This window comes from Stenotrophomonas sp. TWI587 (assembly GCF_039674145.1).
Classification (GTDB): Bacteria; Pseudomonadota; Gammaproteobacteria; order Xanthomonadales; family Xanthomonadaceae; genus Stenotrophomonas; species Stenotrophomonas maltophilia_AY.
This window is the reverse complement of sequence record NZ_JBDJMW010000006.1, coordinates 217,372-231,363: the sequence shown is the minus strand read 5'-3', so window position 1 is coordinate 231,363 and position 13,992 is coordinate 217,372. Positions and strand designations below refer to the sequence as shown.

Here is a 13,992-nt window from a genome sequence, read left to right as displayed (position 1 = left end):
GTCATTTTCGATCTTTGGTGGACAGGGGGCAAATCCGCAGGATCCTGCCCTGGACGGGATACGCACACCGGGGAAGGAGTGCTAGCGTTCACCCATGGATCTCCACCTCCCCGACGCCCAGGTGCACTGGCACCGCCACTGGCTGCCCCACGCCGCCGCCGACACCCTCCAACGCACCCTCCGCGACGACGTCCCGTGGGAGGTGCACAAGATCCGCATGTTCGGCCGCCAGGTCGATTCCCCGCGGCTGAGCTGCTGGATGGGCGACCCGGCTGCGCGCTACCGCTATTCCGGCACCGAGTTCGTGCCGCAGCGGTGGCATCCGGCGCTGCTGCCGCTGCGCGATCAGCTGGCCGCCTTCTGCGGCCACCCGTTCAACAGCGTGCTGCTCAACCGCTACCGCGATGGCGATGATGGGATGGGCTGGCACAGCGACAACGAGCCCGAACTGGGGCCGACGCCGGTGATCGCGTCACTGAGCATGGGCGCGGCCCGCCGGTTCCTGCTACGGCGTCGGGACGACCATGCGAAGAAGGCCGAGGTGCTGCTCGACCATGGCGATCTGCTGGTGATGGGCGGGCAGACACAGCGCCTTTACCAGCATTCCCTGCCGAAGAGCGCCCGGCCGCTGGCCGAGCGCCTCAATCTGACCTTCCGCTGGATTACCGCACCCGGGCAGGGGTGACCGCGTTGCGGGCGTGATCCTGATCGCCGGTGACCAGCGTCCAGCCCACCACGTTCGTGGTCAGTGTCTGCAGCCCCTGTTCCAGTGCGGCGGTGACCTGGGCGACGTCGGTGCTGCTGACCGGGTTTTCCTGGCGGAAGGTGCGATCGGCGACCACCCGCTGGTCGATCACGTGGATCAGCTTGGCGTTGACCTCGATCAGCGCGGTCGGCGTGGTCTGGCCACGGTAATCGGCTTCGAAGCGACGCACGTCCATCGCCAGTTTGTAGTCGGCGCGGATGCCGGTGGTGACCCGGGCCACCCCGTTGATGCGACCGGAATCCTCGAAACCGCGCACCAGCGCGTCATCGAGCATGTCGGTGGCCGGCTGGGCCCAGCTCACGCCCTTGTAGACCTCCAGTTCGGAGGGGGTCGGGCGCACGTTGATGCGCGGGCTGTCGACCACGCGCGCGGCGCTGGGCTTGACCAGCACCAGCTGCCAATCGACGGTCGGCCAGCTCGGGTCGGCCTGGATGCGGACCACGGGCGAATAGATGGTCACCGCGCTGCGCTCGTTGCTGCCCAGCAGCGAGCAGCCGCCAAGCGCGGCGATCAGGGCGATCGGCAGCAGAGGCCGGAACAAGGTCGGGCGGCTCATTTGGGTTCGAACTCCTTGGGTGCGTCGCGGCCGAGCAGATAACGTGCCGGGTTGTTGTCCAGGCGGTCGCTGACCCGGCGCAGGTCGCGGATCAGGCCGCGCAGCTCGGTCAGGGTCGGGCCGAGCTGGGCCAGGCCGTCGTTGGCGAAGCTGTTGATCGCGGCGCGGTTCTCGCCAAGGATCGAATCGGCGTTGCCGGCGGCCGAGTCCAGCTTGCTGAGCGTGGTCTCCAGCTTGTCCAGGATCGGCGGCAGTTGCTGCACCAGGTTCTTGTCCAGGCGCTGGATGGTGCCGTTGGTGCTCTTCAGGGTGACGTCCAGGCTGCGCGCGGCATCGCGCGCGCTGAGCAGCAACGCCTGGGTGCCCTGGTCACGGTCGGCCAGGCCGCCGCTGATGGTTTCCAGGTTGGCCAGGGTCGCGTTGATGCTGGCCACGTTGCGGTCGCTCAACACCTGGTCCATGCGCTCGACGATGCGGTTGGCCACGTCGGTGATGTTCTGCAGCGCCGACGGGGTGGTCGGGATGATCGGGGCCGGGTCTTTGTTGACCGCGGTCAGCGCAGCGGACTGCGGCGTGCCGCCACTGAGCTGGATGATCGACGGGCCGGTCAGGCTGGTGATGGCCAGCTTGGCACGGGTGTCGGTCTTGACCGGGGTATTGGAGTTCAGGCGGATCCGCGCGACCACCTGGCGCGGATCGTCCGGCACCAGGTTCAACTCGGTGATCGAGCCGACCGCGATGCCGTTGTACTGGACCGGGCTGCCCACCGACAGGCCGGTGACGGCCTCGCGGAAGACCACGCGGTATTCCGTCCAGGTGCGGTCGGAGGAGTACTTGGCGGCCCACAGGCCGAAGGCCAGCAGCGCCAGCCCCACCACCAGGGTGAACGCGCCGATCAGGACGTAATTGGCTTTGGTTTCCATGGCTTACTCGCTCTCGTGCTTTGCATCGCGCGCAGCACGCGCGCGCGGTCCGTGGAAGTACTCCTGGATCCACGGGTGGTCCAGTTGTTCGATCTCGTGCAGCGGGGCATTGGCGATGACCTTCTTGTCGGCCAGCACCGCCACCCGGTCACAGATCGCATACAGCGTGTCCAGATCGTGTGTGATCAGGAAGACAGTCAGGCCCAGCGCTTCCTGCAGGGTCTTGATCAGGCGGTCGAAAGCGGCCGCGCCGATCGGGTCCAGCCCTGCGGTGGGCTCATCCAGGAACAGCAGCGGCGGGTCCAGCGCCAGCGCCCGGGCCAGGCCGGCGCGCTTGCGCATGCCGCCGGACAGCTGCGAGGGCAGCTTGTTGATCGCATCGGCCGGCAGGCCGGCCAGCTTCACCTTGAGCAGGGCCAGCTCGTAATGCCAGCGCTCGGGCAGCTCGCCGTGGTGTTCCTTCAGCGGCACCTGCACGTTCTCGCCCACGGTCAGCGAGGAGAACAGCGCACCATCCTGGAACAGCACGCCGGTGTTGCGTTCGATATGCAGGCGGTTGGCCGGGTCGCTGGAGCGGGCATCGACGCCCAGCACCTCGATCTGGCCATCGTCGGGCGTGCGCAGGCCGAGGATGCTGCGCATCAACACCGATTTGCCGGTACCCGAGCCGCCGACCACGCCGAGGATCTCGCCGCGGCGCACGTCCAGATCCAGCCCGTCGTGCACGACCTGCGAGCCGAAACGGTTGGTCAGCCCGCGCACGCGGATCAGCAGTTCACCGTCAGCGGTGGTGGTGTCGTCGCGGTCAAGGGCCGGGGCGGTGTCGGTGATCATCGGTTACCAGCCCATCTTCATGAACCACAGCGCGGCGAACGCATCGAGGATGATCACCAGCGAAATGGCCTGCACCACACTGGAGGTGGTGCGCTCGCCGACCGACTGCGCGGTGCCTTCGACCTTGAGGCCTTCCAGACAGCCGATCAGGCCGATCACCAGCGCAAACACCGGGGCCTTGGCCAGGCCGACCAGCATGTTGCGCACTTCCATGGTGTCGTGCATCCGCGCGATGTACATCTGCGGCGGAATATCCAGATCGAACGCGCCTACGGTGATGCCACCGGCCAGGCCGGCGACCATCGCGATGAAGGTCAGCAGCGGCAGGGTGATCAGCAGGGCGATCAAGCGCGGCAGCACCAGCAGATCGACCGGGTCCAGACCCAGTGTCTTCATGGCGTCGATTTCTTCGCGGGCTTTCATCGCACCAATCTGCGCGGTGAACGCACTGGCGGTGCGGCCGGCCAGCACGATCGCAGTCAGCAGCACCGCGAACTCGCGCAGGAAGGCGATGCTGACCAGTTCGACCACATAAATCTCCGCGCCGAAGTCGCGCAGGATCGTGGAGCCGAGGAACGCGATCACCGCGCCCACCAGATACGACAGCAGGGCGACCAGCGGTACCGCATCCAGGCCGACCTGTTCCATCTGGGCGACGGTAGCGGTGAGGCGGAAGCGGCGCGGTTCCTTGATCAGGCGCGCACCCTTGACCAGGTTCTCGCCAAGGAAACTGGCCAGCGCCACGATGTTGTGGCCCATGCCGTGCACGCTGACACCGAGCCGTTCCAGCGCGGCCAGCACACCGAAGTCGCGCTTGGCCTTGGGCCGGTCGTCGGCGACTTCCTCGATGGTGGAGACCAGCGCGCGATGCTCTTCGCGGAACGTTACCGCGTCCTCGCCTAGATCAGCGCGATGGGCCACGCGCAGCAACTGCAGCACGCCGGCCGAGTCGAGCGAGGTGATCCCGCTGGCATCCAGACCGGTCACGTTCTCCGGAAGGCCGCGCAGCACTTCGGCCGCGTCCAGCGCGGTGCGTAATGTCCAATGGCCAGACAACCGGATCAGGCCGGGGTCCTGGGCATCCTGCTCGAGATGGGGGGCTTGGTCTGAGGTCATGTAGGCGTCCTGCGCGCAGCATACCCTGTCCGGGTGCATGGCTCGCGTATGCGCCGTGGCGGGCTGAACGCGTCGCTGGTGATGGGCCGATCACGCGCGTGGACACGCGGGGCCATCAGGATTCTTCAGGCCGGGGCGCGTTCGGGTAATACTACGCCGCATGTCTGCCGACGCCCCCACCATCGTTGCACCACCGGCCACCTACGCACAGCGCGTGGCCTTCGTTTCGGAAATGGCCGGGCGCCTGCACAGCTATGGCACTACCGCGCAGCGGCTGGAAGCGGCCGTGGTCGCGCTGGCGCAGCGGCTGGACCTGGATTGCGAGCCGTGGTCGAACCCGACCGGGCTGATCCTGAGTTTCAGCGACCCGACCAAGGCGATCGGTTCGTCGGACATCACCCGCGTGATCCGGTTGGCACCGGGCGAGAACGACCTGCATAAACTCAGCATCGCCGATCAGATCACCGATGCGGTGGCCAACGGCACCATGAGCATCGCGCAGGGCCATACCGCGCTGCGCCAGCTGGACAAGGATCCGGGCCGCTGGGGCAAGATCCGCACCATTCTTTCCTACAGCCTGGGCGCGGCAGGCGTGGCCGGCCTGTGGAAGCTGCCGTGGCTGGATATCGCCACCGCCGGCGTGATCGGTCTGCTGATCGGCGTCATGGGCATGTATACCGACCGCCGCCCGGCCACGCGCGAGGCCAACGAAGCGTTGGCGGCGCTGCTGGCCGGCTCGGTGGCGACGCTGGTGGCCTCCTTCATCGGGGCGCTCAACCTCAATACGGTGATCATCGCCTCGCTGGTGGTGCTGCTGCCCGGGATGTCGCTGACCAATGCGGTCAACGAGCTGGCCAGCCAGCATTGGGTCTCCGGCACGGCGCGGTTTGCCGGTGCGGTGACCACGATCCTGAAACTGACCGTGGGCGCGGTGATCGCGGTGACACTGGCGGACATCGTCGGGCTGGAACCGCTGGTGCGTGCCTCGCGGCCGCAGGCGGACTGGGTCGAATGGGGGGCGCTGCTGCTGGCAGCGTTCGCGTTCGCGATGTTGTTCAAGGCCAACCGTCGCGATTTTCCGTGGGTAATGGCGGCGGCAGTCGCCGGTTATGCGATTTCCAAATTCGCCGGCCAGGCCTGGGGCATACCCGCCGGCATTTTCATGTCGGCGATGCTGCTCACCGCGGCGGGCAATCTGTTCGGCCGCCTGGCGCAGCGCCCGGGCGCGATCATCCGCCTGCCGGGCATCATCATGCTGGTACCCGGCAGTACCAGCCTGCGCGGCGTGCTGACCCTGGTCCAGCAGCAGGACATGAGTGCCGGCCAGACCGTGCTGATGACCGTGCTCAACGTGGTGATGGCGCTGGTGGCCGGCCTGCTGTTCGGCAACCTGTTGATCCCGGCGCGCAAGAATCTCTGACCGCCCGGGCCAGGCCCGCTCGATCAATGGATAAGAAAACGCCGGCGCGAGGCCGGCGTTTTCATATGCAGCAGTGACTGATCGGCTTACTTCTTGATCAGGAACTCTTCAACCTTCTTGCCCTTGGCGGTATGCGCGGCCAGCCAACGCGGCTGCTTGCCACGGCCGGTCCAGGTTTCCTTCGGGTTGGCCGGGTTGCGGTACTTCGGGGCGACCTTGCCAAGCTTGCGCACGGCCTTGGCCGGGGCCTTGGTGGCCTTGCTCGCGGCACGGCCACGCGAGGCCGGGGCGGCGCCGCCGAACAGCTCTTCCACCGAATAGCCCTGGGCCTTGGCCAGCTTGGTCAGCTGCGCACGGACCTTGGTGATCGCCGGACGCTTGGCCACGATGGTCTGCTGCTTCTTGGCGTTCTTGATCAGCGCGCCCAGCTCTTTGGCGGACAGGCCGCTCAGGTCGATACTCATCTACTACTCCGCAATATATTAAGGACAGGGTGAGCCGGTCCTTGGCATCGGAAACAGCATACATTCTCTTTTGCGAAATACACAAACAAACCGGACATATTGAAACCGGCGGCACCATTGAAAAGGCCGGGATATTGCACCCGGCCCTGTCATCACTTCGTCAATCTGGCCAGCAGTGCGTCCCGGTCGAGGACCTCCGCTTCGGCCGCGCTGCGCGCGCGGTATTCGAATGTGCCGGCGGCGACGCCGCGCTCGGACACCACGATCCGGTGCGGCACACCGATCAGTTCCATGTCGGCGAACATCGCGCCCGGGCGCAGGCCACGATCATCCAGCGCCACATCCAGGCCGGCAGCCTGCAGCTGCGCCAGCAGTTCGGCAGCCGTGGACGACACCGTTTCGTCCTGCTTGGGATTGATCATGCAGACCACGACCTGCCACGGCGCCATCGCATCGGGCCAGATAATGCCGGCGTCGTCGTGATTCTGTTCGATCGCCGCGGCGACGATGCGCGAAATGCCGATGCCGTAGCACCCCATCGCCAACACCGCAGCCTTGCCGTTTTCGTCAAGGACGGTTGCATTCAACGCCTGCGCATACTGGCGGCCGAGCTGGAACACATGGCCGACTTCGATGCCGCGTGCGATTTTCAGTTCACCGCCATCGGCAGCGCGATCACCGGCCTTGGCGTTGCGGATGTCCGCCACTTCCGGCTCGGGCAGGTCACGGCCCCAGTTGACGCCGGCGATGTGGAAACCGGCTTCATTGGCACCAATAACGAAATCGGCCAGCGCTGCGACGTCGCGGTCGGCCACGATGCGGATCGGCTGTGCCGGGTTGAGCGGGCCGAGGAAGCCTGGCTCGCTGCCGAGGTGCGTGGCGATTTCCGCCTCGCTGGCCATGCGATACCCCTGCAGACCCGCGACCTTGCCGAGTTTGATTTCGTTGACGTCGTGGTCGCCGCGCACCAGGGCCAGGACAAAACCGCCTTCGCTCATGATCGCGATCGACTTGACGGTGCGCTCCAGCCCGAGGCCGAGCAGGGCGGCTACGGCCTCACAGGTTTTCTGCGTGGGCGTATCGACCTTGCGCAGCGCTTCGCTGGCGGCCGGGCGTTCGCCCGGGGCCGCGGCGATGGCCGCTTCCATATTGGCCGCGTAATCCGAGCCGGTGGAAAACACCAGCGCGTCTTCGCCCGAATCGGCGATCACGTGGAATTCCTGTGACGCATCGCCACCGATCGCACCGGAGTCGGCCTTCACCATGCGGAAATCCAGGCCCAGGCGGGTGAAGATGCGGCTATAGGCCGACTTCATGTTCTCGTATTCGCGCACCAGGCACTCATCGTGCAGGTGGAAGGAATACGCATCCTTCATCAGGAATTCGCGCGAGCGCATCACGCCGAAGCGCGGCCGGATCTCATCGCGGAACTTGGTCTGGATCTGGAAGAAATTGACCGGCAGCTGCTTGTAGCTGGACAGCTCCTGGCGCGCGAAATCGGCAGCGGCTTCTTCCGCGGTCGGGCTGTAGCAGAACACCTGCTCCTTGCGATCCTTGATCTTCAGCAGCTGCGGCCCGAACTTTTCCCAGCGGCCGGTGGCTTCCCACAGTTCCTTGGGCTGGATCGTCGGGATCTGGAATTCCACCGCACCGGCACGCTCCATTTCCTCACGCACGATGCGCTCGACCTTGCGCAGCACGCGCAGGCCCAGCGGCGACCAGGTGTACAGCCCCGAGGCCAGCTTGCGGATCATGCCCGCGCGCAGCATCAAGCGGTGGCTGGTCAGCTCCGCGTCGCTGGGGGTTTCCTTGGTGGTGTGCAGGTGGAACTGGGAGAGGCGCATCGTCGGCTTCGCTGAACGGCAGAAGCCGATATTCTGCCAGTCCGGCCGCCGCGATGGGTGTTGCGGGCGGTTTTGGCCCCTCCACCCGGTTCAGCGGCTCAGGCCTTAGGCGTGCAGTAGGCCTGGATGGCGGCCTCGGCCAGAGTTTTCTGGGCGCTGCGCTGCGCCTCGGTCAGCGCGGTATCGGCCTTGCCGTCACCATCGGTGTCCTGCATGACCTTGCCCGACCCGTTGAGCAGGGCGAGGTTGCCGCGGGCATCGGTGCAGGCCTTGTTCTCGGCCGGGGCGGCGGCGGCCTCACGCGCGGCCGGGTCGCGCGCCTGGACCTCGCGGGCCTCGTACTTCTGCCCGGCCGGCGGTTTCTCCGAGTACTGGGTCACGCCGTTGGCGTCTTTCCACTTGTAGACGGTGCCGGCGCTGGCCGTGGCACTGGCGAGCAGCAGCAGGGCGCTCAGACGGGACAGGGCACGCATGGCAACTCCGGGAACGGGGCAGAAGCGCGATTGCAGCACCCCGGGGCCGGTGCTGGCAAGCTAAACTCCCCGCATGGATCAGATGAAACCCCCGCCGCGCTCGCGCAGCATTTACCTGCTGCCCAACCTGTTCACCACCGCAGGCCTGTTCGCCGGCTTCTACGCGATCATCGCCGCGGCCAATGGCGACTTCGTCAATGCCGCCATCGCGGTGTTCGTCGCGGCCGTCATGGACGGCCTGGACGGCCGTGTGGCCCGCCTGACCGGCACCAGCAGCGAATTCGGCGTGCAGTACGACTCGCTGGCCGACCTGGTCAGCTTCGGCATGGCCCCGGCCCTGGTGATGTACCACTGGTCGCTGTCCTGGCTGAAATTCGACGATCCGGTGCTTGGCCGGGTGGGCTGGGCGGTCGCCTTCCTCTACGCCGCCTGCGCCGCGCTGCGCCTGGCCCGGTTCAACACCCAGGTCACCGTGGTCGACAAGCGCTGGTTCATCGGCCTGGCCAGTCCGGCCGCAGCTGGCCTGATGATGTCCTTCGTCTGGGCGTTTGCCGATGGCAACCTCGGCTGGGACGGTAACCAGCTGCGCTATGTGGCCCTGGGCGTGACCCTGGTGTCGGCGCTGCTGATGGTCAGCCGGATCCGCTTCTGGAGCTTCAAGGGCAGTGGCGAGAAGGGGCCGCGTGCGGACCGCGTGCCGTTCCTGGCGCTGGCCCTGGTGCCGATCGCCATTGCGATCATGGTCATTGATCTGCCGCGCGTGCTGTTCGCGGTGGGCGTGGTGTATGCCTTGTCCGGCCCGTGTTACTGGGTCTGGCAGCGCACCCGCAAGACGGTCGAGCCGAACGCGTGAGCGGGCAGGCGCTGCCGCCATTGTGGTCGCCGGCGCAGCAGTCCTGGCTGCAGGCGATGGGCTATACGGTGTTCGTCGACGGCAGCGTCGAGCCGGAAGCGGCGATGGTGCCGGAGGTCGAGTTGCGCGCGGCCCCGGTTGCCGAGCCACCGGCGCCTGCGCGCCCGTCGCGGCAGGCACCACCGGCAGACACGCCTTCGCCGGCACGCCGCAGTGCCCCGCGCACGGTGGAGGAACCAGCACCCGCCACCGCGTCGGCGGCCGCGCCGGCACGTGCAGGCGGCCGCCGCGCCGCGGTGCGGATGCCTGACCGCCTGCAGATCGCCCTGCTGCGCGCTTCCGGCTGCAACCCGGCCGAGCCGGACACCCAGGCCTTGATGGCCAGCTGGAACCTGGACGAACTGCGCAGCAGTGCCGCCGCCAAGCGCGCCTTGTGGCCGCAGTTGCGCGCCCTGCGCAAACGGGGCCGCGCATGAGCGCGGTGAGCTCGCCGCGGCCGCTGTCGCTGCGCGCGCTGCGCGAAAGCGACCTCAACGCGGTCATGGCCATCGAGGTGCGCGGTTACCCCTATCCCTGGACCCGCGGCATCTTCCAGGATTGCCTGCGTGCCGGTTATCCCGGCCTGGCGATGGAAGAAGACGGCCTGCTGATGGGCTACGGCCTGCTCAGCATCGCCGCCGACGAAGCCCATATCCTCAACATCTGCGTGGACCCGCTGTGCCAGTCGCGTGGTCATGGCCGCTACCTGCTGCGCGCGCTGGTGAAGCTGGCGCGTGACCACGGTGCGCACCGCGTATTCCTGGAAGTGCGCCCGTCCAATACCTCGGCCGTCGCGCTGTACCACAGCGAAGGGTTCAATGAGATCGGCCGACGGCCGCGCTATTACCCCGCCCGCGACGGCCGCGAGGATGCGCTGGTGATGGCCATCGAACTGGTGGACGACGACATCCAGGTGATGCCGCCGCTCTGATGTTGGGTTGCCGGCCAGCGGCCGGCACTACCGTCCACGGGTTGGCGTGCAGCCACTCATGGGCTGGCGCTACGCCAGCCGAAGCACCACCGCGCCCAGCACGATCAGGCCTGCAGCGATCCAGCGCTGGCCGGTAACGCGTTCACGCAGTACCCAGGCCGAGATCAGGATGCCGAACAGGATCGAGGTTTCGCGCAGGGCGGAGATCATCGCGATCGGTGCGACCGTCATGGCCCACAGGGCAAGCCCGTATGAGACCAGCGTGCCGACGCCACCGACGATGCCGTAGCCCCAGTTGCGGCGCGCATAGTCGCGCAGCGCGCCCGCGCGGGTGTACAACGCCCACAGCGGCAGGGGCAGGCCGGAGAGCAGGAACAGCCACAGCGTGTAGCTGACCGCAGCGCCCGAATGACGCGCGCCCCAGCCATCCACCAGTGTGTAGGTGGCGATGACACCGGCGTTGAGCAGCGGCAGCCATAGATGCTGGCGCGAGGTGCCGCGGGTCATGCACAGGATGCCCAGGCAGATCAGCGCGATACCGCTCCAGGCGATCCACGCCAGGTGCTCGCCAAGGAACAGCGTGCTGACCAGCGCGACCAGGATCGGCGCGCAGCCGCGCATCAGCGGGTAGGACGCGCTCATGTCGGTCAGCTGGTAGGTGCGCGCGACGAGGACGTAGTACCCGGTCTGGAGCAGGGTCGAGGTGGCCAGCCATGGCCAGCTCTGTGGCGCGGGGGCCGGTACGAACGGCAGCGCGATCGCCGCGATCAGGGCAGCCGACCCGGTGACCAGGATCGTGGTCAGCAGGGTGTCGGTGCCGCGTTTGACGATCGCATTCCAGCTGGCATGCAGCAGGGCGGCGAACAGCACGATGCAGAAGAGGGACAGCGACATCGTGCAGGCGATCATTCATTCCGTGGACGAGCCCGCATCATGCCGCAGATGCGCGGGCATTTTGAAAGGCGACCGACCGACAGGTCGGCCGCCCATGCGCTTACAGCTTCGCGCGCTGCGAACGCAGGCCATCCAGCTGGGCGGTCCATTCGACCAGGCGCACGCGCTCCTGCTCCACCACCGCCGCCGGCACCTTGTCGGTGAACTTGGCCAGCTTGGTCTCGCTCTTTTCCTTCTCCGATTCCACCCGGGCGATTTCCTTGTCCAGGCGCGCGCGTTCGGCACCCAGATCGACCAGGCCCTCCAGCGGCACCAGCAGGGTGAGATCGCCCACGATCGCGGCCGCCGCCGGCGGCGTGTCACTGCCGTTGGCCAGCCACTCGATGCGCTCCAGCTTGAGCAGGAACGACAGCGAGGAGGTGAAGCGGGTCATGCGCGCACGATCATCGTCGTTGCCACCCTGCAGCAGCAGCGGCACCAGCTTGGACGGCGGCACGTTCAACTCGCTGCGCACGCGGCGCAGCGCGTTGACCATCGACTTCAGCCATTCCACGTCGGCTTCGGCGCGGGCGAAATCACCCGCGAATTCCTCGGCGGTCGGGTAGGGACGCAGCGAGATGGTGTCGTCGGTGAGGCCCAGGCGCGGGGCGACCTGACTCCACAGCTGCTCGGTGACGAACGGGGTCAGCGGGTGCAGCAGGCGCAGCAGCGCTTCGAGCACGTACAGCAGGGTGTGGCGGGTGCTGTTGGCGTCATCGGCGTCGGCACCGTTGAGGGCCGGCTTGGTCAGTTCCAGGAACCAGTCGCAGAACTCGTTCCAGGCAAATTCGTACAGGCACTGCGCCAGCAGATCGAAGCGGTAGTTGGCGTAATGCGTCTGCGCTTCAGCCGAGACCGCGGCCAGGCGCGCGAGAATCCAGCGCTCGGCATCGGTGCGCGGCTGCGGCACGCCGGTGAAGCTGCTGCCCTCAGTGTTCATCAGGGTGAAGCGGCTGGCGTTCCACAGCTTGTTGCAGAAGTTCTTGTAGCCCTCGGCGCGGTTCATGTCGAACTTGATATCGCGGCCGTGGGTGGCCAGCGCGGCGATGGTGAAGCGCAGCGCATCGGCACCGTGGGCGATGATGCCCTCGGGGAATTCGCGGCGCGTCGCCTTCTCGATCTTCGGCGCGTCCTTGGGCTTCATCAGGCCGGTGGTGCGCTTGGCCACCAGGTCCTCGATGGAGATGCCGTCGATGATGTCCAGCGGATCCAGCACGTTGCCTTTGGACTTGGACATCTTCTGGCCCTGTGCATCGCGGATCAGGCCGGTGATGTAGACGTCCTTGAACGGAATCTTCCCGGTGAAGCTGTCGGTGGCCATGATCATGCGGGCCACCCAGAAGAAGATGATGTCGAACCCGGTGATCAGCACCGACGACGGCAGATAGCGCTCGAAACCGCGTGCGTCCATCGCCTGCTCGTTCGGCCAGCCCAGGGTGGAGAACGGCCACAGCTGCGACGAGAACCAGGTTTCCAGCACGTCACTGTCCTGGTGCAGGGCAAGGTCGGCAGCGAGGTTGTTCTTCGCGCGCGCTTCGGCTTCGTCGCGGCCGACATAGCAGTTGCCCGCGTCGTCGAACCACGCCGGAATGCGGTGGCCCCACCACAGTTGGCGGCTGATGCACCAATCCTGGATGTTCTCCATCCAGTGGCGGTAGGTGTTGATCCAGTTGGCCGGGACGAACTGGATCGCGCCGTTCTCGACCAGCTCCAGGCCGCGCTTGGCCAGCACGTCCATCTTCACGAACCACTGGTCGGTCAGGTACGGCTCGATCACCTGCTGGGTGCGATCGCCACGCGGCACCTGCAGCTTATGTGCCTTGGTCTCGACCAGGATGCCCAGGTCTTCCAGCTCGGCCAGGATCACCTTGCGCGCTTCGTAACGGTCCAGCCCGCGGTACTTCTCCGGGGCGTTGTCGTTGATCGCCGCTTCCGGGGTGAACAGGTTGATCATCGGCAGGCTGTGGCGCAGGCCGACCTGGTAATCGTTGAAATCGTGCGCGGGGGTGACCTTGACCACACCGGTACCGAACTCGCGGTCCACGTAATCGTCAGCGATCACCGGAATCTCGCGGTCGGTCAGCGGCAGCTTCACCATTTTGCCGATCAGATGCGCATAGCGCTCATCGTCCGGGTGCACCATCACGGCGGTATCGCCCAGCATGGTTTCCGGGCGGGTGGTGGCCACGGTCAGGGTGCCGCTGCCATCGGCCAGCGGGTAGCTGATCGACCACAGGAAGCCGTCTTCCTCCACGCTTTCCACTTCCAGATCGGAGATGGCCGTCTTCAGCACCGGGTCCCAGTTGACCAGGCGCTGGCCACGGTAGATCAGGCCCTGCTCGTGCCAGCGCACGAACGCCTCGACCACCGCTTCGGACGGCTGCGGGTCCATGGTGAAGGTGCTGCGCGACCAGTCGCTGGACGTGCCCAGGCGGCGCATCTGGCGCTCGATGGTGTCACCGGACTGCCCCTTCCACTCCCACACCTTCTCGATGAAGCCGTCGCGGCCCAGCGAATCGCGGGTCTCGCCATTGCCGGCCAGCGCCAGGTTGCGCGACACCACCATCTCGGTGGCGATGCCGGCGTGGTCGGTGCCGACCTGCCACAACGTGTCGTAGCCGCGCATGCGGTGGTAACGCACCAGTGCATCCATCAGGGTCTGCTGGAAGGCGTGGCCCATGTGCAGCGTGCCGGTCACGTTCGGCGGCGGCAGCAGGATGGTGTACGGCTCGCCCTTGCCGGACGGCTTGAAATGGCCGGCCTTCTCCCACGCGTCGTACAGCGCGGTTTCAAAGGTTTTCGGGTCGTAGCTGGAGGCGAGTTGGGTCATGCGGGAACCA

The 13,992-nt window shown here is 66.7% G+C and carries 13 protein-coding genes and 1 pseudogene; 5 read left to right on the top strand and 9 right to left on the bottom strand.

Annotation, left to right across the window (positions count from 1 at the left end; translation table 11 throughout):
* Positions 1-94: 94 nt before the first annotated feature.
* Positions 95-685 (top strand): alpha-ketoglutarate-dependent dioxygenase AlkB, encoded by a 591-nt coding sequence (locus ABE464_RS12285; protein WP_346472181.1) that lies wholly within the window; start codon positions 95-97, stop codon positions 683-685.
* Here ABE464_RS12285 and ABE464_RS12280 read toward each other — a convergent pair.
* The 4 genes from ABE464_RS12280 to ABE464_RS12265 are packed head-to-tail and all read right to left on the bottom strand — an operon-like array spanning position 663 to position 4,195.
* A complete protein-coding gene (locus ABE464_RS12280) occupies positions 663-1,322 on the bottom strand; it encodes an ABC-type transport auxiliary lipoprotein family protein (protein WP_346472180.1) in 660 nt (219 codons plus the stop codon). The two genes, ABE464_RS12285 and ABE464_RS12280, sit on opposite strands and share 23 nt — an antisense overlap.
* A complete protein-coding gene (locus ABE464_RS12275; RefSeq protein ID WP_121042588.1) occupies positions 1,319-2,245 on the bottom strand; it encodes an MlaD family protein in 927 nt (308 codons plus the stop codon). Before ABE464_RS12275 ends, ABE464_RS12280 begins: the two co-directional genes overlap by 4 nt.
* Positions 2,246-2,248: 3 nt before the next feature.
* Positions 2,249-3,079, bottom strand: a complete 831-nt coding sequence (locus ABE464_RS12270; protein WP_346472179.1) for an ABC transporter ATP-binding protein — start codon at positions 3,077-3,079, stop codon at positions 2,249-2,251.
* 3 nt (positions 3,080-3,082) lie between these two features.
* On the bottom strand, positions 3,083-4,195 hold the full coding sequence (locus ABE464_RS12265) for an ABC transporter permease (RefSeq protein ID WP_346472178.1): 1,113 nt from the start codon (positions 4,193-4,195) through the stop codon (positions 3,083-3,085).
* A gap of 160 nt (positions 4,196-4,355) precedes the next feature.
* Here ABE464_RS12265 and ABE464_RS12260 point away from each other — a divergent pair, with 160 nt between their 5' ends.
* Entirely contained in the window at positions 4,356-5,615 is a 1,260-nt protein-coding gene (locus tag ABE464_RS12260; RefSeq protein ID WP_346472177.1) for a threonine/serine exporter family protein, read from the top strand.
* An 89-nt stretch (positions 5,616-5,704) separates the two neighbouring features.
* On the opposite strand, the pseudogene ABE464_RS12255 reads toward ABE464_RS12260, so the two are convergent.
* From ABE464_RS12255 to ABE464_RS12245, 3 genes and pseudogenes are all read right to left on the bottom strand, one after another.
* Positions 5,705-6,079, bottom strand: a pseudogene (locus tag ABE464_RS12255) (H-NS histone family protein); the annotation flags it as partial.
* Positions 6,080-6,231: 152 nt separating this feature from the next.
* Positions 6,232-7,923: a proline--tRNA ligase gene (locus tag ABE464_RS12250; protein WP_346472176.1), complete on the bottom strand. Its 1,692-nt coding sequence runs from the start codon at positions 7,921-7,923 to the stop codon at positions 6,232-6,234.
* A gap of 98 nt (positions 7,924-8,021) precedes the next feature.
* Positions 8,022-8,396, bottom strand: coding sequence for a DUF4124 domain-containing protein (locus ABE464_RS12245; RefSeq protein ID WP_346472175.1), 375 nt, complete (start codon positions 8,394-8,396; stop codon positions 8,022-8,024).
* Positions 8,397-8,469: 73 nt separating this feature from the next.
* On the opposite strand from ABE464_RS12245, the gene pssA reads away from it, so the two are divergent.
* From pssA to rimI, 3 genes are read left to right on the top strand one after another with little or no spacing between them, the layout of a single operon-like run.
* Positions 8,470-9,249 (top strand): CDP-diacylglycerol--serine O-phosphatidyltransferase, encoded by a 780-nt coding sequence (gene pssA / locus ABE464_RS12240; RefSeq protein WP_346472174.1) that lies wholly within the window; start codon positions 8,470-8,472, stop codon positions 9,247-9,249.
* Positions 9,246-9,725: a hypothetical protein gene (locus tag ABE464_RS12235; protein WP_346472173.1), complete on the top strand. Its 480-nt coding sequence runs from the start codon at positions 9,246-9,248 to the stop codon at positions 9,723-9,725. The genes pssA and ABE464_RS12235 overlap by 4 nt, the downstream gene beginning before the upstream one ends.
* A complete protein-coding gene (gene rimI / locus ABE464_RS12230; RefSeq protein WP_121042847.1) occupies positions 9,722-10,219 on the top strand; it encodes a ribosomal protein S18-alanine N-acetyltransferase in 498 nt (165 codons plus the stop codon). Before ABE464_RS12235 ends, rimI begins: the two co-directional genes overlap by 4 nt.
* 69 nt (positions 10,220-10,288) lie before the next feature.
* On the opposite strand, the gene ABE464_RS12225 is transcribed toward rimI, so the two are convergent.
* Entirely contained in the window at positions 10,289-11,113 is an 825-nt protein-coding gene (locus tag ABE464_RS12225; protein WP_346472172.1) for a DMT family transporter, read from the bottom strand.
* 100 nt (positions 11,114-11,213) lie between these two features.
* Positions 11,214-13,982, bottom strand: a complete 2,769-nt coding sequence (locus tag ABE464_RS12220; RefSeq protein WP_346472171.1) for a valine--tRNA ligase — start codon at positions 13,980-13,982, stop codon at positions 11,214-11,216.
* Between the last annotated feature and the right edge of the window lie 10 nt (positions 13,983-13,992).

What these genes read in the sequence shown, in the direction of transcription:
- ABE464_RS12285 (WP_346472181.1), top strand. Translation starts at nt 95, where the DNA reads ATGGATCTCCACCTCCCCGACGCCCAGGTGCACTGGCACCGCCACTGG.
- ABE464_RS12280 (WP_346472180.1), bottom strand. Translation starts at nt 1,322, where the DNA reads ATGAGCCGCCCGACCTTGTTCCGGCCTCTGCTGCCGATCGCCCTGATC.
- ABE464_RS12260 (WP_346472177.1), top strand. Translation starts at nt 4,356, where the DNA reads ATGTCTGCCGACGCCCCCACCATCGTTGCACCACCGGCCACCTACGCA.
- rimI (WP_121042847.1), top strand. Translation starts at nt 9,722, where the DNA reads ATGAGCGCGGTGAGCTCGCCGCGGCCGCTGTCGCTGCGCGCGCTGCGC.
- ABE464_RS12250 (WP_346472176.1), bottom strand. Translation starts at nt 7,923, where the DNA reads ATGCGCCTCTCCCAGTTCCACCTGCACACCACCAAGGAAACCCCCAGC.
- ABE464_RS12270 (WP_346472179.1), bottom strand. Translation starts at nt 3,079, where the DNA reads ATGATCACCGACACCGCCCCGGCCCTTGACCGCGACGACACCACCACC.
- ABE464_RS12275 (WP_121042588.1), bottom strand. Translation starts at nt 2,245, where the DNA reads ATGGAAACCAAAGCCAATTACGTCCTGATCGGCGCGTTCACCCTGGTG.
- ABE464_RS12245 (WP_346472175.1), bottom strand. Translation starts at nt 8,396, where the DNA reads ATGCGTGCCCTGTCCCGTCTGAGCGCCCTGCTGCTGCTCGCCAGTGCC.
- ABE464_RS12220 (WP_346472171.1), bottom strand. Translation starts at nt 13,982, where the DNA reads ATGACCCAACTCGCCTCCAGCTACGACCCGAAAACCTTTGAAACCGCG.
- pssA (WP_346472174.1), top strand. Translation starts at nt 8,470, where the DNA reads ATGGATCAGATGAAACCCCCGCCGCGCTCGCGCAGCATTTACCTGCTG.
- ABE464_RS12265 (WP_346472178.1), bottom strand. Translation starts at nt 4,195, where the DNA reads ATGACCTCAGACCAAGCCCCCCATCTCGAGCAGGATGCCCAGGACCCC.
- ABE464_RS12225 (WP_346472172.1), bottom strand. Translation starts at nt 11,113, where the DNA reads ATGTCGCTGTCCCTCTTCTGCATCGTGCTGTTCGCCGCCCTGCTGCAT.